Annotated in this window: 18 protein-coding genes; 7 read left to right on the forward strand and 11 right to left on the reverse strand. The window is 69.7% G+C overall.

From position 1 onward, the window contains the following. Nucleotides 1–103 precede the first annotated feature (103 nt). Nucleotides 104–1,405, forward strand: a complete 1,302-nt coding sequence (locus ACFV2X_RS02270) for an MFS transporter (protein ID WP_385610191.1) — start codon at nt 104–106, stop codon at nt 1,403–1,405. A 164-nt stretch (nt 1,406–1,569) separates the two neighbouring features. On the opposite strand, the gene ACFV2X_RS02275 is transcribed toward ACFV2X_RS02270, so the two are convergent. Beyond that, on the reverse strand, nt 1,570–2,019 hold the full coding sequence (locus ACFV2X_RS02275) for an SRPBCC family protein (RefSeq protein WP_385610194.1): 450 nt from the start codon (nt 2,017–2,019) through the stop codon (nt 1,570–1,572). 45 nt (nt 2,020–2,064) lie between these two features. On the opposite strand from ACFV2X_RS02275, the gene ACFV2X_RS02280 reads away from it, so the two are divergent. Continuing rightward, a complete protein-coding gene (locus tag ACFV2X_RS02280; protein WP_385610196.1) occupies nt 2,065–2,673 on the forward strand; it encodes a TetR/AcrR family transcriptional regulator in 609 nt (202 codons plus the stop codon). Between the two features lie 50 nt (nt 2,674–2,723). On the opposite strand, the gene ACFV2X_RS02285 is transcribed toward ACFV2X_RS02280, so the two are convergent. Then, nucleotides 2,724–4,247, reverse strand: a complete 1,524-nt coding sequence (locus ACFV2X_RS02285) for a methionine--tRNA ligase (protein ID WP_385610198.1) — start codon at nt 4,245–4,247, stop codon at nt 2,724–2,726. 273 nt (nt 4,248–4,520) lie between these two features. Here ACFV2X_RS02285 and ACFV2X_RS02290 point away from each other — a divergent pair, with 273 nt between their 5' ends. The 3 genes from ACFV2X_RS02290 (at nt 4,521) to ACFV2X_RS02300 (ending at nt 7,407) form a co-directional block, all read left to right on the forward strand. Continuing rightward, nucleotides 4,521–5,054: a hypothetical protein gene (locus ACFV2X_RS02290; RefSeq protein ID WP_385610201.1), complete on the forward strand. Its 534-nt coding sequence runs from the start codon at nt 4,521–4,523 to the stop codon at nt 5,052–5,054. Between the two features lie 166 nt (nt 5,055–5,220). Then, complete coding sequence (locus tag ACFV2X_RS02295) at nt 5,221–6,723, forward strand: MFS transporter (protein WP_385610203.1); 1,503 nt, start codon at nt 5,221–5,223, stop codon at nt 6,721–6,723. Between the two features lie 12 nt (nt 6,724–6,735). Continuing rightward, on the forward strand, nt 6,736–7,407 hold the full coding sequence (locus tag ACFV2X_RS02300) for a class I SAM-dependent methyltransferase (protein WP_385610205.1): 672 nt from the start codon (nt 6,736–6,738) through the stop codon (nt 7,405–7,407). Between the two features lie 56 nt (nt 7,408–7,463). On the opposite strand, the gene ACFV2X_RS02305 is transcribed toward ACFV2X_RS02300, so the two are convergent. From ACFV2X_RS02305 to ACFV2X_RS02315, 3 genes are read right to left on the reverse strand one after another with little or no spacing between them, the layout of a single operon-like run. After that, complete coding sequence (locus ACFV2X_RS02305; RefSeq protein WP_385610207.1) at nt 7,464–8,993, reverse strand: aldehyde dehydrogenase family protein; 1,530 nt, start codon at nt 8,991–8,993, stop codon at nt 7,464–7,466. Nucleotides 8,994–9,024: 31 nt separating this feature from the next. Continuing rightward, a complete protein-coding gene (locus ACFV2X_RS02310) occupies nt 9,025–10,422 on the reverse strand; it encodes a 2-oxoadipate dioxygenase/decarboxylase family protein (RefSeq protein WP_385610210.1) in 1,398 nt (465 codons plus the stop codon). A gap of 21 nt (nt 10,423–10,443) precedes the next feature. Continuing rightward, nucleotides 10,444–11,616, reverse strand: coding sequence for an NAD(P)/FAD-dependent oxidoreductase (locus ACFV2X_RS02315; RefSeq protein WP_385610213.1), 1,173 nt, complete (start codon nt 11,614–11,616; stop codon nt 10,444–10,446). A 194-nt stretch (nt 11,617–11,810) separates the two neighbouring features. Between ACFV2X_RS02315 and ACFV2X_RS02320 the strand changes: the two genes are divergently transcribed. Then, a complete protein-coding gene (locus ACFV2X_RS02320) occupies nt 11,811–12,437 on the forward strand; it encodes a hypothetical protein (protein WP_385610422.1) in 627 nt (208 codons plus the stop codon). Nucleotides 12,438–12,535: 98 nt separating this feature from the next. Next, the gene (locus ACFV2X_RS02325) at nt 12,536–12,895 is read left to right on the forward strand and encodes an ArsR/SmtB family transcription factor (RefSeq protein WP_385610216.1); all 360 of its coding nucleotides are present in this window, start codon (nt 12,536–12,538) and stop codon (nt 12,893–12,895) included. Nucleotides 12,896–12,911: 16 nt separating this feature from the next. Here the strand turns inward: ACFV2X_RS02325 and ACFV2X_RS02330 are convergent, their stop codons facing one another. Genes ACFV2X_RS02330 through ACFV2X_RS02355 form a run of 6 tightly spaced genes read right to left on the reverse strand, consistent with a single transcriptional unit; the run spans nt 12,912 to nt 19,031 of the window. Beyond that, nucleotides 12,912–14,381 (reverse strand): aldehyde dehydrogenase family protein, encoded by a 1,470-nt coding sequence (locus tag ACFV2X_RS02330; protein ID WP_385610219.1) that lies wholly within the window; start codon nt 14,379–14,381, stop codon nt 12,912–12,914. A 29-nt stretch (nt 14,382–14,410) separates the two neighbouring features. Next, nucleotides 14,411–15,421, reverse strand: coding sequence for an ABC transporter ATP-binding protein (locus tag ACFV2X_RS02335; protein ID WP_385610222.1), 1,011 nt, complete (start codon nt 15,419–15,421; stop codon nt 14,411–14,413). Continuing rightward, entirely contained in the window at nt 15,418–16,476 is a 1,059-nt protein-coding gene (locus tag ACFV2X_RS02340) for an ABC transporter ATP-binding protein (protein WP_385610225.1), read from the reverse strand. The genes ACFV2X_RS02335 and ACFV2X_RS02340 overlap by 4 nt, the downstream gene beginning before the upstream one ends. A 12-nt stretch (nt 16,477–16,488) precedes the next feature. Then, the gene (locus ACFV2X_RS02345; protein WP_385610227.1) at nt 16,489–17,202 is read right to left on the reverse strand and encodes a GntR family transcriptional regulator; all 714 of its coding nucleotides are present in this window, start codon (nt 17,200–17,202) and stop codon (nt 16,489–16,491) included. Continuing rightward, nucleotides 17,192–18,064, reverse strand: a complete 873-nt coding sequence (locus ACFV2X_RS02350) for an ABC transporter permease (RefSeq protein ID WP_385610230.1) — start codon at nt 18,062–18,064, stop codon at nt 17,192–17,194. Before ACFV2X_RS02350 ends, ACFV2X_RS02345 begins: the two co-directional genes overlap by 11 nt. A gap of 19 nt (nt 18,065–18,083) precedes the next feature. Next, nucleotides 18,084–19,031, reverse strand: coding sequence for an ABC transporter permease (locus ACFV2X_RS02355; RefSeq protein WP_385610233.1), 948 nt, complete (start codon nt 19,029–19,031; stop codon nt 18,084–18,086). Nucleotides 19,032–19,068: the final 37 nt, after the last annotated feature.

Here is a 19,068-nt window from a genome sequence, read left to right on the forward strand (position 1 = left end):
CATCCACCTCTTCAATGGTGCTATCAAATCACGATACCTTCCGTCACCGTCCAGAGGATCAATGTCGAAACTCCTGGGAGAGGGCCGCATGGAAGCGAAAGCGATGAAAACGGTCACCGGGCGGCTGATGCCGTTCCTGGTGCTGCTCTATTTGGTCGCCTATGTCGACCGGCAGAACGTCGGGTTCGCCAAGCTGACACTCCAAGACGAACTGGGGCTGTCCAGCGCCGCGTTCACCCTCGGCCAAGTCGCGTTCTTCGTCGCGTACGCGATCTTCGAAGTGCCCAGCAACATCCTTCTCGAGCGGTTCGGAGCACGCCGCTGGTTCACCAGGATCATGGTCAGCTGGGGCCTGGTCACCGTCCTCACGGCCCTGGTCTCCACCGCCTGGCAGTTCTACGCCGCCCGTTTTCTGCTCGGCGTGGCCGAAGCGGGGTTCTACCCCGGCATCCTCTACTACCTGACCAAGTGGTACCCGTACCGCTACCGGGCGCGGATGACCGGCTGGTTCATGATGGCGTCCCCGCTCGCCTTCATCATCGGCAATCCGCTCATGGGCGCGCTCGGCGACCTGGACGGCACCCTCGGCCTGGAGGGCTGGCAGTGGATCTTCGTTGCCACCGGGCTGCCCGCCATACTGCTCGCCGCCGTCACTCTCCGTATCCTCCCGGACGGGCCGGACGGGGTGCGCTGGCTGACCGCCGACGAGAAGGGCTGGATCGCGGATGAACTCGCCCGAGAGACGGACACGCTGGGCGCGGCCCACGAGAGCCCGCTGAGCGCACTGCGCGACAAGCGCGTCGTATGGATGGCGCTGTACTTCCTGTGCTTCCCCCTCGGCGCCTACGGCCTCAGCTTCTGGCTGCCGACCATCGTCGACGGCTACGGTGGCCTGTCCTCCACGGCCACCGGGTTCATCACCGCCATCCCCTATGTCTTCGTCGCCCTCGGCCTGTACCTCGTGCCGAAGCTCGCCGACCGCAGCGGCTCCCGCTACCCGTGGATCGCCGCCACCACGGCCGTGGGCGCCCTGGGCCTGGCCGCCACCGCGCTGGTGGACAACCACGTGCTGCAGATGGCGCTCATCAGCGTGGCCGCGGTGGGCATCTTCGCCGGACAGCCGGTGCTCTGGTCGCTGCCGTCCCGGTTCCTCACGGGCGTTCAGGCTGCCTCGGGCATCGCCATGATCAACGCCGTGGGCAACCTGGGCGGCGGATTCGGTCCCATGGGGATCGGTGTGATCGTGGACCGCACCTCGTCCCCTGTCACCGGTCTGTGGTTCCTGGTCGCCGCGATGGCCGTGGCCACCGTCGCCACCTTCGGCATCAAGCGGCTGATCGAGGGCCGGCCCGTCATCGCGGACACGCAGCAGCGGGACACCGAACCCGGGCGCTCCACGGTCTGAACCACCCTGGCCGCCCGGCCACCAACTGAACCCTCCCGGCTCACCCGGCGCCGAGGCCGCCGAAGCAACCGCGGCCGACGCGCCGGTGGCGGAGGGGGCACCCCGGCGTACCCGCGTTGACCCACTTCGCGAAAAGGAACCCGTGTGACCACCGCTGCCGAGCACTACACATGGCGAGCCAACTCGTCGGCCAGGCGTCGCATGACCGTGCGGTTGGCGCGCCGCATCGTGGGCCGTACGACCGGGGACAGTAGCCGGTCGGCGAGAGGGGCGCGTTCCCAGGCGTACGTGAACGAGATGTGGCTGCCGCCGGTTGGCAGCGGTTCGATGGTGTAGGTGCCATGCGCCACGCGTCGGCCGCCCGCGCTGACGTTGCGTTCGACGATGCGCCGCGGCGCTTCGGCCTCGATGACCTCGATGGCGACATCGGTCTTCGTACCGCCCAGCGCCGCGGTGACCGTGGCGCACGATCCGATGCCGCGGTCGGGGCCGCTGTAGCGGTAGTCGGTCAGGTAGTGGTTGGTGAACCGCTCGTGGTGAGCCATGACATCGAGGAAGTCGTAGACCTGCTCGGGCGTCTGCGGTACGTCGATCGACGCGGTGACGGGGATCATGTACCAAACGGTACACGCCAATGTACCGATTGGTACACTGGCGACGTGGTGAATACGAATGACGCGCATTCCGAGGGCGAGGCCGGGCAGGGCACGGACGGGGACCGGCGTACACGACTGGTGGAGGCGGCGGTCGACCACGTCGCGGCGCACGGCATCGCGGACCTGAGCCTGCGCCGCCTGGGCGCCGCGATCGGCGTCAGTCACCGCATGCTGATCCACTACTTCGGCTCCAAGGAACAGCTGCTCATCGAGATCGTCCGGACGTCGGAGCGGCGCCAGCGCGATCTGCTGTCCCAGCTGCGCCTGGAGCCCGGTCTCTCGCCCGCCGATGTCGCGCGGCGGCTGTGGCGGCAGCTGACCGACCCTCGGCTGGCCGGTCAGGAACGGCTCTTCTTCGAAGTCTGCGGTCAGGCGCTGCGGGGCCGCCCCGAGGCAGCCCCGGTCCTCGAAGGGCTCGTGACGGACTGGCTGGAGCCCCTGGTGGCAGCCGAGACCGGCGCGGGGGCGGACCCCGCCGTGGCCCGGAACCGCGCCAGGCTGGGGCTCGCCACCGTCCGTGGTCTGCTGCTCGACCTGCTCGCCACCGGTGACCGCGCCGGTGTCGACGCGGCGATGGAGGAGTTCCTGCGGCTGTTCTACGGCTCGAAGTGAACGCCGCTGATCACGCGGAGCAGCCGACCGGGCCAAGGGAGCACCGGATGTCACACCGGCCGCGTGTCCTCCTGAAGGCGGGAGAACAGCGGCCGTGCGGCGGGCAGACGCCCCTCGGCCGGTGTCAGCTGTCCGGTGATCCGCGTGGCGGCATCGGGGATGAAGGGGCGTAGTTCACCGGCCAGTACGCGACATGCGGTGACCAGTGTGACGAGGACGGTGTCGAGCCGCTTCGCAGCTTCGCTGTCGCCCTGCCGCTCCGCCCGGGCCAGTTCCCATGGCCGGGTGGCATCGATGCATCGGTTGGCTTCCTCCACGATGTTCCAGACAGCGCGAGTGGCGCGCCGGAAGTCGAAGTCGGCCAAGGCGGCGTCGACGAGACCGGGCACCTTCCGGCAGACGTCCACCAGTGCCGACCCACTGGAGGGGGCGGAGACGGGGACGGTTCCGCCGCGAAAGCGGTGGACCATGGTCACGATGCGATGGACGAGATTGCCCAGTCCCCCGGCGAAATCCGCATCCGCGAGGGCGGTCAGACGGTCGGGAGTGAAGTCGGCGTCCCCGACCCGGGGCACATCGCGCAGAAGCCACCAGCGCACCGCGTCGGTGCCATAGGTCGCGGCCAGTGCGGCCGGGTCGACGGTGGTTCCGGCGGACTTGCTGATCTTGCGGCCGTCGACGGTGAGGTAGTCGTGGACCAGGATGTCGGTGGGCAGCGGAAGTCCGGCCGACAGCAGCATGGCCGGCCAGTACACGGCGTGGAAGCGCACCACTCCCTTGCCGACCAGGTGGACACGGCGCTCGCTGGTGGCCCACCACTGGTCGTAGGCGGTGTCATCGGTGCCGTATCCAAGGCTGGTGACGTAGTTGCCCAGGGCGTCCCACCACACATAGACGACCTGGCTCGGGTCCTCGGGCACGGGGATGCCCCAGCCCCGGGCGCGGCTGTGGGAGCGGGAGACGGAGAAGTCGTGCAGGCCGCCTTCGATGAGGGCCAGGACCTCGTTGCGGCGGGCGGCGGGCTCGATGCGCAGGCCGCCGCTGGAGATCAGCTGATGGAGGCGGTCGGCGTAGCGGGACAACCGGAAGAACCAGTTCTCCTCCGCGACGAGCTGAGGTTCGGTGCCGTGTTCGCCACACCGTCCCTCGACCAGTTCGTCAGGGGTGTAGAACTGCTCGCAGCCCACGCAGTACAGGCCCTCGTACTCTTTGCGATAGAGGTCGCCCGACGCGGCGCACCGGCGCCACAGCCGTTCGACTCCGACGCGGTGGCGCGGATCGCTGCTGGTGCGGATGAAGTCGTCGAACGAGAGCGCCAGTGGACCGCGCAGTGCGGCGAACGCGTCGGCGTTACGGTCGACGAACGACTGCACATCGACTCCGGCCGCTTCGGCGGCCAGGACGTTCTTCAGAGAGTTGTCGTCGGTTCCGCTGAGCAGCCGGACCTGCTCACCTCGCCGGCGGTGGTGACGGGCCAACGTGTCCGCTTGGACGAGTTCCAGGGCGAAACCCAGGTGCGGGCGCGCGTTGACGTACGGAATGGTCGTGGTGATGTAGCGACGTGGTGCGGTCATCGGTCCTCCTACCGGGTAGCGAGGCCTGGTCGCACAACAGTCGAGGCCCCGTCCCGGGGCCTCGGATTCAGTACGCGTCCGTGCTCAGCAGCCCCGTCGAGGGGGCATCATCCGGTGCTGAGGCGAAAGCGTGATCATGCGCCCGAGGATAGCAACGGAGCGTCGTCGCAGCACGCCGTTTACGCCCCTCGGTGACGCGGCGCTGAACGTCAGGCGCTGTCGGAGCCGGTTGCCGGCGTCGCCTCCCGTGAACGGACGTGACGGAGGGCCCGCGTGAGCCCCGAGCGGCGCGCGGCACACGTGCTGCGCGGAAGCATGGTCATGTTGGCCTGGGCAGGGGAAGCGGCCCGTGAACCGGCCGACCTCGACTGGGTGGTTCTGGAGGACGAGGTCCGGGTGGACCCGCTCGACCCGTATCCGTACGTGGCGGGAGTCGAGGTCGTCCAGCAGTGGCCGCACGCCGCGGACGGCGCGGCCCGCTACGAGATATGGCGGGACGAGGAGTTCGACACCGGCGGACAGCGCGCCGTCCCGCCGCGGCTGCACGCGGACTGCGAGACCGAGGGCCAGGCGCAGGGCAAGGACCTGTACGACGCGGTGCTGCTCGCCGAGGCGCACGGGACCAGGCTGTCAGGCCTGTCGTCAAGGGGGCGCCCTGCTCCCGACGCGCCACGCGCCGCGGCCCTGAAGTGTTCGCGGCGTACGGCCCGCACAACGCACCGCTGCCTCCACCGGCACGTCTCACCTCAACGGGGGTGGACATCTCGAGGGGGCGCCACGGGGGCCGTTCTCTGTGAGTTTCTGTGAACTACCGGCTGACCAACTGCCACGACCTGCCGTATTCCATCGGACGGGGCTCCCGGTTCGCATGACGCACCCCGACTCGTGCAGATCCGTCCCAGAACAGCGCATCACTGTGAAGGCTCAGGCGATCTCGACCGCATAAGGGTCCAGAGAGAAGGCAGAGCGCTTCATGCATGACAGCAGCGTGGGCAGCGTCGACACCAGCAGCGAACAGCCCAGCACCACAGTGCCCGGCAGCGAACAACACACGAGTTGGAACAGGCGGCTCGTCGGCCAGGTGGCCATCCTGATTCTGGTGAACGCCATGGTGGACACGGTCGTCACGGCGCCGCTCCTCGTCCTTCCCGAGATGCTCGACCACTTCGGCACCGATCAGTCGGCGTGGATCGACGCCAGTTCACTGCTCGCGGGAGCGATGTGGGCGCCACTGCTCGGAAAGAGCGCCGATATCCATGGCAAGCGCAAAGTGCTGGTCATGACGTTGCTCACCGCCTTGGCGGGCGCCCTGGTGTGCCTTGTCGCGCCCAGCCTCTGGGTGCTCATCCTCGGGCGCCTGCTGCAGGGAGCGGCCGTGGGGGCCGTCTTCCTCACGGTCGCCCTCATCCGGGACATATGCGCACCGGACATGGCGATGATCGCCACCGGCATCGTGACCTCGGGCTCCGCGCTACTCAGCATCGGGATGCCCGTTCTCTTCGAGACAACGGCCGCGGAGTTCGGCTGGCGGAGTGTGTTCGTCGCGTCGGCGGTGTTCGCGGCCATCGCGGCCGTTCTCGTGCACAGGCTCCTTCCCGCGTCCACGCTCAGGACACCGGGCAAGGTCGACATCGCCGGGGCCCTGCTTCTCGGCGGAGGTCTGGCGGCGGTGCTCAGCTATATCAGCCTCGGGTCGGACTTCGGCTGGTTCGCCGTGGGGCCGCTCGCCCTGCTCGTGGCCGGCGCCGCGGCCCTGGCCAGGTGGTTCCTGGTGGCGAGCCGGGTTCCCGAGCCCGTGATCGACATCAGGAACCTCGGCAGGCCACTGGTGCTCACGCTCCTCGTGGTCGTCTTCGGAACCGGCGCGTACCAGAGCATGCTCACGCTCTTCGGCCTCATCGCCAAGGTCTCGGCGGATCAGCACCTCGGGTACGGACTCGCCGCCCCGGGAGCGCTGGGTCTGCTGTACGGCGTACCGGCGATCGGAATCGTGCTCGGCGGCACCCTGGCCGGGGCGCTGGGAACACGCTTCGGGCCGGCCGTGACCCTCGCCGGCGGCGTAGCGCTCGGGACGGTGGGCACCGTCGGGATGTTCCTCGGGGACTCCCTGCTGCCTCTCGCGGTCGTGTGCTCCTTCCTGCTGAGCCTCACCGCGGGAACGCTCGTGACGTCCGGCTTCAACATGGCGGCGACGCTCGCGCCCCCGGAGCGGCAGGGCGTCGTGTCCAGCATGGTGATGGTCATGGTCGCGACCGGGGCGGTGATTCTGAAGTTCGTGGGTTCGGCCGTGCTCAAGTCCACCAACATGGTCGTCGACGGCGAAACGGTGAACTCGGCCGCGGGGGTTCACGGTTACATCGCGATGGCGACCGGCGCGTTCGTGGCCGCCGGTGTGGTGGCCGTCATCCTGCTGCGAACCCGCCGCGGCGCGGCAGAAGATAAGATTCACGCAATTACGGCCATGAACGAGAGTTGAACAATGACGTCGATGGACGACATCCTGAGGGAAATCATCGACCTTCGGGAGGTTATGACGAACCGTTTCAGGCAGGTTGAGGCGCTGACGAATCTCTACGCGATCGTTCCCGTCAAGCACGCGATGCCACAGCCCACAAAGTGGACGGCCTCGCCCGACCTCCTGCTGTTCCTGATCTCGCAGATTCAGAAGCGGCGTCCGGTCTCCATCCTGGATATAGGAAGCGGCGCCACAACGGTCTGGATGGCAAACGCGCTTCGCCATTTCGAAATCCCCGGGAAGATCGTCTCGATCGACCACGACGAAAACTTCGGCGCCGGGACAGCCGCCACGTTGCAGCAGCAGGGGCTGGACGCGTACGCACAGGTGCGTATCGCCCCACTGGTCGAGGTGGACATCAGGGGAGAGCGCCTGCACTGGTACGACCCGAAGCGGCTGGACGATGTCGGGAACTGCGACATGGTGGTGGTCGACGGACCTCCGGGGTTCATGTATCCACTTTCCAGGTACCCGGCACTTCCCCTGCTGGAATCGAAGGTGAGCCGCGAGGCAAGGATAATCATGGACGACGCGAGTCGTCCCGACGAGCGGGAGATAGTCGAGCGCTGGTGCCGCGAGTTCCCGGATTGGTCCTCCGAATTCATCGATCATGAAAAGGGGACGGCTGTTCTCACGCGGCACTGAAGTGCCCGGTCCCGGCAGGGCGGAATACCGGCGATCGGTATCCCGCCCCAGCCCGGTCAGAGGAAGCTGACGCCCTGGGCGAGGGCGAGTTCGCTGGAGTAGTTGATGGTGTTGGTGGCCGCGCGCATATAGGACTTCCAGGCGTCGGAGCCGGACTCCCGGCCGCCGCCGGTGTCCTTTTCGCCGCCGAAGGCGCCGCCGATTTCGGCTCCTGAGGTGCCGATGTTGACGTTGGCGATGCCACAGTCGGAGCCGGCGGCCGACAGGAAGATCTCGGCTTCCTGCTGGTCGCGGGTGAAGATGCTGGACGACAGGCCCTGGGGGACGTCGTTGTGCAGCGCGATCGCCTCGTCGAGGGTGTCGTAGGTGAGTACGTACAGGATCGGTGCGAAGGTCTCCTCCCGTACGACATCGGTCTGTTCGTCGACGCGGACGAGGACCGGCTCGGTGTAGGCCGCCGAGGGCGCGGCCTCCGCCAGGCGCCGGTTTCCGCCGGCCAGGATCTTGCCGCCCTGGGCCTGGACGCGGGTGAGGGCGCCCAGCATGGCATCGAGGGCCGTGGTGGAGATGAGCGGGCCGACGAGCGTGGTGTCGTCGAACGGATCGCCGATGGGGAGCTTGTGGTAGGCCGCGGTCAGCCGCTCGATGAGGGTGCCGGCGATATCGCGGTGGACGATGAGGCGGCGCAGCGTCGTACAGCGCTGGCCCGCGGTGCCGGCCGCGGCGAAGACGATGCCCTGGACGGCGAGGTCCAGGTCGGCGGAGGGGGCGACGATCGCCGCGTTGTTGCCGCCGAGTTCCAGCAGGCTGCGCCCGAAGCGGGCCGCGACGCGGGGGCCGACCTCGCGGCCCATGCGGGTGGAGCCGGTGGCGCTGACGAGCGCCACGCGCGGGTCGTCGACCAGCTTCTCGCCGATGGCGCGGTCGCCGAGCACGAGGCGGTGTACGTCGCGGGGCGCGCCGACCTCGTCGGCGGCCCGGGCGAGCAGGTGGTCGCAGGCCAGGGAGATCAGTGGGGTGAGTTCCGAGGGCTTCCAGATCACGGTGTCGCCGCAGACGAGGGCGATGGCGGTGTTCCAGGACCACACGGCGGCGGGGAAGTTGAAGGCGGAGATGACACCGACCACGCCGAGCGGGTGCCAGGTCTCCGCCAGGCGGTGGCCGGGGCGTTCGGAGGCGATCGTACGGCCGTAGAGCTGGCGGGACAGGCCGACGGCGAAGTCGCAGATGTCGATCATTTCCTGGATCTCTCCGAGCGCCTCGGAGCGGATCTTGCCTGCCTCGATTGTGACGAGGTCGGCCAGGTCGCTCTTGTGCTCGCGCAGCAACTCACCGAGTCGGCGGACGAGTTCACCGCGGCGCGGAGCGGGCGTGGTGCGCCAGGTGAGGAAGGCCGTACGGGCGGCGGCGATGACCTCTTCGGTGTCGGCGTCGGTGGCGGCCGTCAGCCGGAGAAGGTTCTCGCCGGTGATGGGGGTGCGGGCGTGGAAGTCGTTGCCCTCGGGCACGTCGACGCCGATGTTCTGGAGGCTGGTACGGGCGCGGGCGCGCAGGTCGTCCGTGGTGGGCAGGGCTGAGCTGGTCATGGTGGTCCTTGGGGGTGGGAGGGATCGGGGGTCAGTCGAGGGCGCCCGTCAGATCCAGCTCGCGGGCGACCTGTGCGAGGGAGCGGTTCCGCTGCTGCTCGTAGAGGGCGAACGGGTCCAGCACGTCGTGGCCGATCGCGCCGGAGAGCCAGGCGTCGTCGTAGGCGGTGCCTTCGTGCTCGTTGTCGCGGGTGCCCTCGCCGCTGAGGTTGGACTGGAAGATGCCGGCGGCGGAGCGGGGCAGGAAGTCCTCGTAGACGATGGGCTCGGCGCGTACCCAGCCCTGCTGCACCAGTTCGCTGACGCTGGTGGGGGGCCGGCTGCCGTCGCGTGGCCGGTCCGGGTCGAGCCGGTAGGTGAAGTAGGCCAGTCCCGCTGCGGCGAGCTCCCGTTCACTGCCGGGCAGGTGCCGCTCCCATGCGGCGCGCGCGATATCGCCGCGCGCCGCCGAGGGGTTCTGGGACACCCGCTCGTCGATGTGGCCCAGGAGTTCGTCGTAGAGGGCGCGGCCCTTGCGGGTGAGGGCGATGCCGCGGGCCTCGACCTCACCGAAGCGGACTCGCATTGCGCCGCTGACGACGCTGCCGTCCGGGGTGCGCATCGCGCGGGGTTCGGCCAGCGCCCGGAAGGAGGTCTGCCGCAGCAGGACGTCGGGGCCCTGCCACCTCGGCGGGCCCTGGATGGTGTCGATCATCTCGATGCCGCGCTCGGTCATCCGCCGGTACAACTCGTCGATGTCCAGGACTCGCGGGGTGAGGTGGTTGATGTGGGTGCTGCGGACGCCGCCGATGTCCGCGGCGACGGCGGAGATCCGCTCCAGGGTCTCGTACCATGCCTGGTCGACGGGGTCGGGCGACAGCTCGAAGGCGTGCACGGCGAGTCGCAGAAAGCGCTCGGCCTCCGCCTCGGGCAGCTCCCGTTCCGCCGTGGCGCGGTCGGCCAGCGCGAGCAGTTCGGCGGGGAAGAGTTCGCGGTCCGCGAGGAAGGCTTCCAGGCGTGAGCGCAGGTCGGCGTCGAAGAAGCGGGGGTCGGCCGGGGTGAGCATGGAGGTGAACACCCGGAAGGGGTTGCGGGCCAGCTCCTCGCCGTCGACCGGCCGGAAGGCGGTGGAGATGACGGGGACGGCGCTGGCGGCGGCCTCCCGCAGATCGTAGAAGCCGACCGGGTGCATGCCCAGGGCGGAGAATACGCGGGCGACCTGCCCCAGTTCCTTCGGCGTGCCGACGCGGATGGCTCCGTGCCGCTCGGCGGTCACCCGGCTGATGGACCCCAGGCGTTCGGCATCGGCTCCCTGCGCGCGCAGGACGTCCTCGTTGACCTCGCGCGAGACGTCCACGAGCGTGGTGTAGGCGGGAACCTCCTGCCCGTACATCTCCGACAGCCGCGCCGCGAATGCGGCCCGCAGCTGCCACTGAGTGATCGTTGACATGGTTCGGCCTTTCGGTCGGGTTCACACCACGTGGGCTTCGGGGCGGATATCGGCACCGTCGCGGAACCGGTCGGCGCTGAGCGGGGAGATGTCGGTGAACGGCTCGCGCTCCAGGTACAGGTCGCGCATGACCTCGCCGATCGCGGGCGCCTGAAGGAAGCCGTGGCCGGAGAACCCGGCGGCGTAGAGGAAGTTGGGCAGTTCGGCGGAGCGGCCGATCAGCGCGTTGTGGTCCGGCGTGTTCTCGTACAGGCCGGCCCATCCGCTGACGGTCTCCATATCGGCCAGGGCCGGGGCGCGGCGGCGGGCGACGGTGCGGAACAGCTCCAGCCACTCCGGGGTCCAGGTGGTGTCGAAGCCGTCTTCCTGGTCGGGGTCGGCCAGCCCGAACAGCAGCCCGTCGTCGCTGTTGTGGAAGTAGCCGGACGAGGCGAAGTCGATGGTGAACGGGATCCGCGGGGCGGGCGGCTCGAGTGGCGCGGTGAACGCCAACTGCCGCCTCACGGGCCGGATCGGGAGGTTGATCCCGACCATCTCACCGATCTGCGCCGACCAGGCTCCTGCCGTGCAGATGACGGTGGCGCAGGCGATGCTGCCGTGGCCGGTGTGCACCCCGGTGACGCGGTCCCCCGCCGTGTGGATACCGGAGACGGCGGTGTGGGTGGCGAAGACGACGCCGGCCCGGGCCGCGGCCCGCGCATACCCCTGGACGACCAGTCCGGGGCGGGCGTGCCCGTCGGCCGGGGAGTACGCGGCGGCCAGGAGGCCGTCGGTACGGATGTAAGGACACAGGCGCCGGGCCTCGGAGGGGCTGATCATACGGCTCGGCACATCGAGGCTGTTCTGGAGCTCGACGCCGGTCTCGAAGTCGCTCACCTGCTGTTCGCTGTCGAGCAGGAAGAGGTAGCCGACGGTGTCGAGCCCGATGTCGGCGCCGGGGCGGTGGGGAAACGCCTGGTAGGCACGTAGGCTGCGGCTGCCGAGCTCGATATTGAGCGGATCGGAGAACTGGGCGCGTACGCCTCCGATCGGCTTGCCCGAACTGCCGCAGCAGAGGTCGCCGCGCTCGACGACGACGATGTTCCGCACCCCGGCCTCGGCGAGGTGAAACGCGGTGCTCGCACCTATGACGCCGGCACCGATGATCACAACATCGGCGGAGGTCGGAACGGTGCGGAAGGCGGAGAAGGACAACGGGCCACTCCCTTCCAGAGGCCACCCCGTCGGACGGAGACGGGTCCGCTTCCAGGGGGCGGCGGGGCTGTCAGTACAGAGCGATGCCGAGCACGACCTCCGCGTCATCGTGCAGCAACCCGACCGTTGACGTCCATCAAGGGTTGGACGACGCCGCCGCCAGGCGGTTCGAGGCTCGTTCTAGGATCTTCGGCATGGCGAAGCGCGCGGTACATCGGCGGGCCCGGAAGATTCTGGGCGAGGACCCCGTGGCTGTGGTCTGGTGCGAGATCCACAAGCCCATCCCCACACCGCCGAAAGACGTGCACCGCGCCGCAGGCAGGAAGCGGCTCAAGCCGGGCCATCACTGGCTGCTGTACGTCGGGGGCGTGGTGTTCTTCTTCGTCGTCATCCCGCTGATGCTGATCGACAAGCTGGGTGACGGACTCGGCCGCCCCACTGCCTCCCGCCGCGACCGTACCCGCGATCGTCAACAGGATCCGACCAACGGCATCTTCGACGGCGACTGGAACCTGACCGCGGGCCAGTTGCTGTTGCGCTGGTACGGGTACTCCCCCAACCCGAAACGCCTGGTCATGCTGGCCCACGAGCGTGTCTGCATCGCCACGTCCCCTCGCCGTCGGCTGTCGCCCACCAAGGCCGATGACTTCCGGACCGTCGCGGAGTTTCCCCTCGATCAGGTCCGTGTCGAAGGCGAGGCGGGCCAGCCGCGCGGATTCGCCACTTTCCGGCTCCGCTTCGCCGACGGGTCCTGGCTGGAGGTGGGGCGGCTGGGCGAGCCTGAGGACGCCGACCACTTCCTTCGTACCATCAGCGGCTGAGGAGCTGAGGCCCCCTTCCGGGTGGGTGCCACATTGGACACGCCGCGTGCCTCTGCACCATTATGTGCATATGAGCGCACGCATGCATCAATCGGCGGATGCCGGTGAATGACGAGCAGGCGACCCCGACCAGGTCGCATACGCATCCCAGCGGCGCGGCGCAGTTCTCCACGGCCGCCCATGTCTTCTCGCTGCTCTCCGATCCGACCCGGCTGCATCTGGTGTGGTCCCTCGCCCGGGGCGAGGCCGATGTCAACACCCTCACCGAGGCCAGCGGGGCGGCCCGCCCCGCGGTGAGCCAGCACCTGGCCAAGCTGCGGCTCGCCGGGCTGGTCCAGGTGCGCAAGGAGGGGCGTCGCTCGGTGTACTCGCTGCACGACGGCCATCTGCGCCGGCTGGTCATCGAGGCCGTCAACCACGCCGATCACATGGTCACCGGGGCCCCGCCGCACGACTGAGCCCCGGGAGGGTCCTTCAGGCGCTACGGCGTACGGCGACGACCTTGGGCTCGGTCATGGCCTCCACGGCGTACCGCACACCCTCGCGGCCGACGCCCGACCGCTTGGGCCCGCCGAAGGGCATGGCGTCGATCCGGAAGTCGCTGCTGTCGTTGATCATCACCGCGCCCACCCGGAGCCGTTCCGCGATGTCCAGGGCGGTGTCCAGCGCGGTGGTGAAGACACCGGCCTGGAGGCCGTAGCGGGTGTCGTTGGCGCGGGCGACGGCCTCGTCCACCGTGTCGATCACCTCGACCACCAGCACCGGACCGAAGATCTCCTCGGTCATCACCTTCGCGTCCGCCGGGACGTCCGTGAGCACGGTCGGCCAGTGGAAAGCACCGTCCCGGCGGCCTCCGGTATGCACCACGGCGCCGCTCTCGCGCGCCTCCCGTACCCACTCCTCCACGCGCCGCGCCTCGCTTTCGCTGATGAGCGGGCCGATGTCCGTACCGGGATCGGCCTTGCGGCCCACCCGCAACTTCTCGGTGGCTGCGATCACGTAGCGGAGGAACGGGGCGGCGATGCGCGCGGCGACGAAGACGCGCTGCACCGAGAGGCAGTTCTGCCCAGCCACGCCGAAGGCGCCCGCCACCACCGCCTGTGCGGCCGCCCGGGTGTCCGCGTCGTTGAGGACGAGGACGGCGTTGTTTCCGCCCAGCTCCATGAGGGTTTTCTTGGCTCCGGCGGCGCTCGCCACCGCGTTTCCGGTCCGGTGGCCGCCGGTGAAGGACACCAGGTCCACCAGTGGGTGGCTGACCAGGGCGTGGCCCGCGCCGCTGCCCGTGCCGGGAACGACCGCGAGTCGTCCGGCGGGCACCCCGGCACCCAGCAGGATCTCGGCGAACGCGAGCGCGGTGAGCGGTGTGGCCTCGGCCGGTTTGAGGACGACGCCGTTCCCGCCGGCCAGGGCCGGGCCCACCTTGTGCGCGACCAGGTTGAGCGGGTCGTTGAAGGGGGTGATGGCGGCGACCACCCCGACCGGTTCCCGGGTGTACCAGCCCAGTCGGCCCTCGCCACGGGAGGTGTCGGAGAACGGCAGGGTCTCACCGGTGAGGCGGTCGGTCTGCCGGGCCGAGAGCCTCAGGGTCTCGGCGGCGCGGGACACCTCGCCGTTGGCCTCCCGTAGTGTTTTGCAGCCCTCCCGGGAGATCACTTCGGCCAGCCGCTCCCGGTGGCGCAGGACCAGTGCGGCGGCCTCCTCCAGCGCCTCGCGCCGTTTCCAGGCGGGCCAGCTCGCCCCGGAGGCGACGGCAGTGGCCACGTCGGTGACGGCCTGGTCGACCTCGGTGGGGCTGGTGTCCGTGACATGGCCGAGGAGGCGGCCGTCTTCCGGATCGTGTACGGGCATGGTGGACGCGCCGTCCACCCATCTCCCGGACCACAGCGCCCCGGCGGGCGGCCGCCAGGTCAGCGGGGTGGCGGGCGCGGTCTCGACTGTCGTCATCGGCTCGCTCTCTTCGTTCGGGCGGCGCGTCACGCGCTCGGGTGGTGGCAGGAGACGGAGCGGCCGGTGGGGCCCGTGTTCGGCGTGGGTGCCTGGGTGCCACATCGCTCGTCGGCCAGCGGGCAGCGGGGGTGGAAGCGGCACCCGGAGGGCGGGCTGAGCGGGCTGGGCGGCTCACCGCGCAGGGCGCCGAACTCGCCCTCCCCGTCGGCGGCCTCCGGCAGCGAGGCGGTCAGCAGCGCCCGGGTGTAGGGGTGGGCGGGACGTTCGAACAGCTCCTCCCGGGAGGCCACTTCGACGATCTCGCCGAGGTACATGACCGCCACCCGGTCGCAGATGTGCCGTACGACGCGCAGATCGTGGGAGATCATCAGCAGGGTCAGATCCAGTTCGTCCTTGAGCTCGACGAGGAGGTTGAGGATCTGGGCGCGGACCGAGGCGTCGAGCGCGGAGGTCGGCTCGTCACAGATCAGCAGGCGCGGGCGGAGCAGCAGGGCGCGGGCCACCACGAGCCGCTGGAGCTGGCCGCCGGAGCATTCGCCGGGGCGCCGTCCGAGGAACGAGGCGTCGAGCCCCACCTGGTCGAGGACCTGGAGAATGCGCTGATGGCGCTCTTCTCTGGTGCCCAGACCGTGCTGGGCGAGCGGTGCGCCGAGGCTGGTGCCCAGTCGCATCCGCGGGTCCAGTGCGGCGAACGGGTCCTGGAAGACCAGTTGTATCGAGCGGCGCAGCGCCTTGCGGTCGCGGCCCCTGGTCCTGGCGACATGGACACCGTCGAAGAGCACGCGCCCGGAGTCGACCGGGGTCAGCCCGAGCATGGCCCTGGCCAGAGTGCTCTTGCCGCAGCCCGACTCACCCACGAGGCCCAGGACCTCTCCGGGGGCGATGGTGAACGACACATGGTCGACCGAGTGGACGGAGCTCTTGCCGCTGAACACCCCGCCCCGCACCGGGAAGTGTTTGACCAGGTCCTCCACGGTGACGAGCGGCTGTCGCGCCCTGGAGTCGGGGGCGCGGTCCGCTTTCGCCGGCGTGGTCATACGCCCACCGCCTCGCCGCGGAGCTCGGTGCCGGGCTGGGAGGCCCAGCAGCGGCAGCGGTGTTCCCCACCGCAGGTGTGCAGTGGCGGCTCCGCGCCCGAACACCGGCCGGCGATGCCCAGGTCCTGGGAGAGTGGACATCGGGGCTGGAACCGGCATCCGTGGTCCAGAGCCCGGGACTGGGTCGCGCTGCCCGGGATGGCGAAGAGTTTTCCCTCCTCGGACTGGAGCAGTGATGCCTTCAACAGGGCGCGGGTGTAGGGGTGTTCGGGTGCGTCGAAGACTTCCCGTACCGATCCCTCCTCCACCACGCGCCCCGCGTACATGACGGCCACCCGGTCGGCGATCGAGGTGACGATGGTCAGGTCGTGCGTGATGAGCAGCACGGCCATACCGGACTCGCGCTGCTTACGGCGGAGCAGCCGCAGGATCTGGGCCTGGACGGTGGCGTCGAGGGCGGTGGTCGGCTCGTCGGCGATCATCATGGCGGGGTCGGCGGCGAGGGCCGCCGCGATCATCACACGCTGGGCCATGCCGCCGGAGAGCTGGTGTGCGTACGCCGAGGCTCTGCGCTCGGGTTCCGGGATGCCGACGTCGCGCAGGAGTTCCACGACCCGTGCCTTGGCCTGGCGGCGGCTGAGCCCTCGGTGCAGTCGCAGCGGCTCGGCGACCTGGCTCCCCACCGTGCAGGTGGGGTCGAGCATGGCCTTGGGCTGCTGGAAGAGCATGGCCAGCCGGTGGCCGCGGACGCGGTTCATCCGCTTCGGCGGCAGGGTGGCCAGGTCCTCCTCGCCGAGGGTGATCCGGCCGCCGGTGACCCGGGCGCCGGGCGGCAGCAGTCCGATGGCGCTCAGCGCCGTCATGGTCTTGCCGGAGCCCGACTCGCCGACCAGCGCGACGATCTCGCCGCGCCGGACGGTGAGGTCGAGGCCGTCGACCGCGGGAGTGGCGGAAGCGTGACCGGGCTCTGAGAACTCCACCCGCAGGCCCCGGATCTCCAGCGCGGTGTCGCCGGTGGCCACGGGGGTCGGCGGGGGACGGTACGGCAGGCGCATGTCCGGGTCCTTTCAGCGTCGTACCGCGCGAAGGCGGTTGCGCACGGTCACGATGGCTTCTTCGAAGTGCTGGGCGAGGGCGGCCAGTGCGGCGTCGACGTCGTCGCCCGCGATGAGCCGTGCCAGTTCCCGGTGTTCGTCGAGGAGGTCGAGCCGTGCGGGGTCGGCGTCGGCCTGGAGGTTGAGGCACAGCCGGGTCTCGGCGATCACGGTGTCGAACATGCGCGTCAGTCGGGGGCTGCCGGCCGCCTCGATGACCAGGGAGTGGAACCGCGCGTCGAAGTCGGCCACCTTCGACCAGTCGCCCTTCCGTGTGGCGCGGGCGAGTTCGTCCACCGTCTCGTCGAGGGCGGCGAGCAGGCCGGGCGGTCTGGGCGAGGTGATGACCCGGCGGAAGGCGGCGGCCTCGAGGGCCTCCCTGGCGAAATAGATGTCGAGGACGTCGGCCTCGCCGAGCAGCGGTACGAAAACACCGCGATGGGGCTCGCTCAGCAGCAGTCCCTCGTGGACGAGGCGGGCGAGGGCTTCGCGTACCGGGCCGCGGCTGACTCCCAGGGATTCGGCGAGTTCGGCCTCGCCCAGCTGGGAGCCGGGCGGGAAGGTGCCGGTGAGCAGCCGGGACCGGATCTGCTCCACGACCTGTGAGGCGAGCGTCGTACGGTGGACCGAGGTCGCGCGGCGAACCGAGGGAGCCGAGGCTGCCGACGGCGTGGTGTCATGTGGCATCCGTCCTCCTCTTGCGCTTCAGTTCCATGCCATGGCCGATCAGGGTGACGCTCAGCGCCGTCACGAAGATCGCGGCGCCGGGGGCGATCACCAGCAGGGGAAGGCGTTGCATATACGGCTGGGCGTCCAGCAGCATGGCGCCCCAGTCGGAGTCGGGAGGCTGCACGCCAAGACCCAGGTACGACAGTCCGCCGACGGTGATCAGCTTGTGGCCGAACCGCAGAAAGCCCAGGGCGAGCACGGGCCGCAGCGCGTTGGGGATGACATGGCGGAAGACGATGAACACCTTGGAGCAGCCCAGCGCCTCGGCGGCCTCGATGTACTCCCGGCTGTTGATCTCCAGGGCGAGGCCGCGCATCAGCCGGGCGAAGGGGGTCCACCCGACGATGGTCAGGGCCGCGATCAGCATGCCGTATCCGGTGCCGAAGGCGGCGATCAGGAACAGGGCGACGATCACGTCGGGGATGGAGATCAGCAGGTCGGTGGTGCGCATGACCACCTCGTCCACGATCCCGCCGCGCCGCGCGCTGAAGGCTCCGATCACCGTGCCGATCACGGCGGAGAGCAGCAGGGTGACCGCCGCGATGGACACCGAGAAGCGCCCGCCGTACATCAGCCTGCTGAGGATGTCCCGGCCCAACTGGTCGGTGCCGAGCAGATGGTGGGCGCCGGGCCCGGCCAGCCGCTGTCCGAGGTCCTGGTGGGCCGGGTCGTACGGCGCGATCCACGGGGTGAGCAGCAGGACGGTCAGCACCAGGGCCAGGACGACGGCGCCGACGCGCAGCGTCCAGTGCCGGCCGGTGACCGCGCGCAGACCGGTGGCGGTCAGGTGTGCGAGACGCCGGGGTGCGGTGGAGGGCACAGGGTCATGGGAAAGAGAGCTAGACAGCGCCATCGCGTACCCTCACTGCCGGGTTGATCAGTGCGTACAGCAGGTCGGTCACGGTGGTGATCAGGACCGCCAGCGCCACGGTGCACAGGATTCCGCCCTGGATCAGCGGGACATCGTGGTTGACCACGGCGCTGTAGACGAGCCGGCCCATGCCGGGGATGGCGAAGATGACCTCCACGACCACCGATCCGCCCAGCAGCCCGGCGAACCACAGGGAGAACAGCGTCATCACCGGCAGCAGGGCATTGCGCAGCCCGTGCCGCAGCAGGGCCTGGCCTCCGCTCAGTCCCCGGCTGCGGGCGGCGGTCATATATGGCGATGCCAGGACATCGCTCATCGCCGCTCTGGTGACCTGGGTGAAGTAGGCCATGGGCCGCAGCGCGAGAGTGAGGGCGGGCAGGATGATGGAGGTCGGATCCCGCCATCCGGCCGACGGCAGCCAGCCGAGGTAGCGGGAGAAGACCAGCACCAGGATGGGGGCCAGCCAGTATTCGGGGACGGCGACGAAGCTCTGCGTCAGCAGGGTCACTCCGTTGTCGACCCGTTTCCCCGGCCGCATCGCGGCGAGCGTGCCCAGGGGCAGGGCCGCGAGGAAGGCCAGCCCGATGGCGATGACGGCCAGGGTGCCGGACACGCCGATGGCGGTGCCCAGCAGTTGGTCGACCGGGGTGCGGCTGGTGAAGGACATCCCGAAGTCCCCACGCGCCGCACGGCCGAGCCAGCTCAGATACTGCACGAGGATCGGCCGGTCGAGCCCGAGCTCGGAGCGCAGGGCCGCGATCGCCGAGGGGTCGAGGGCCTGATCGGAGACTCTGGACCGCAGGATCGTTCGGACGGGGTCGCCGCCCGAGGCGTACGGGATGGCAAAGGTGGCGGCTGATACGGCGAGCAGGGTGATCAGCAGCACCATAAGCCGCCGCACGACGAATCTGACCATCGTTCACTCCTCCTTTCCGGGCTCTTCCGGCAGGTGG

It is taken from the genome of Streptomyces sp. NPDC059679 (assembly GCF_042734105.1).
Taxonomy (GTDB): domain Bacteria; phylum Actinomycetota; class Actinomycetes; order Streptomycetales; family Streptomycetaceae; genus Streptomyces.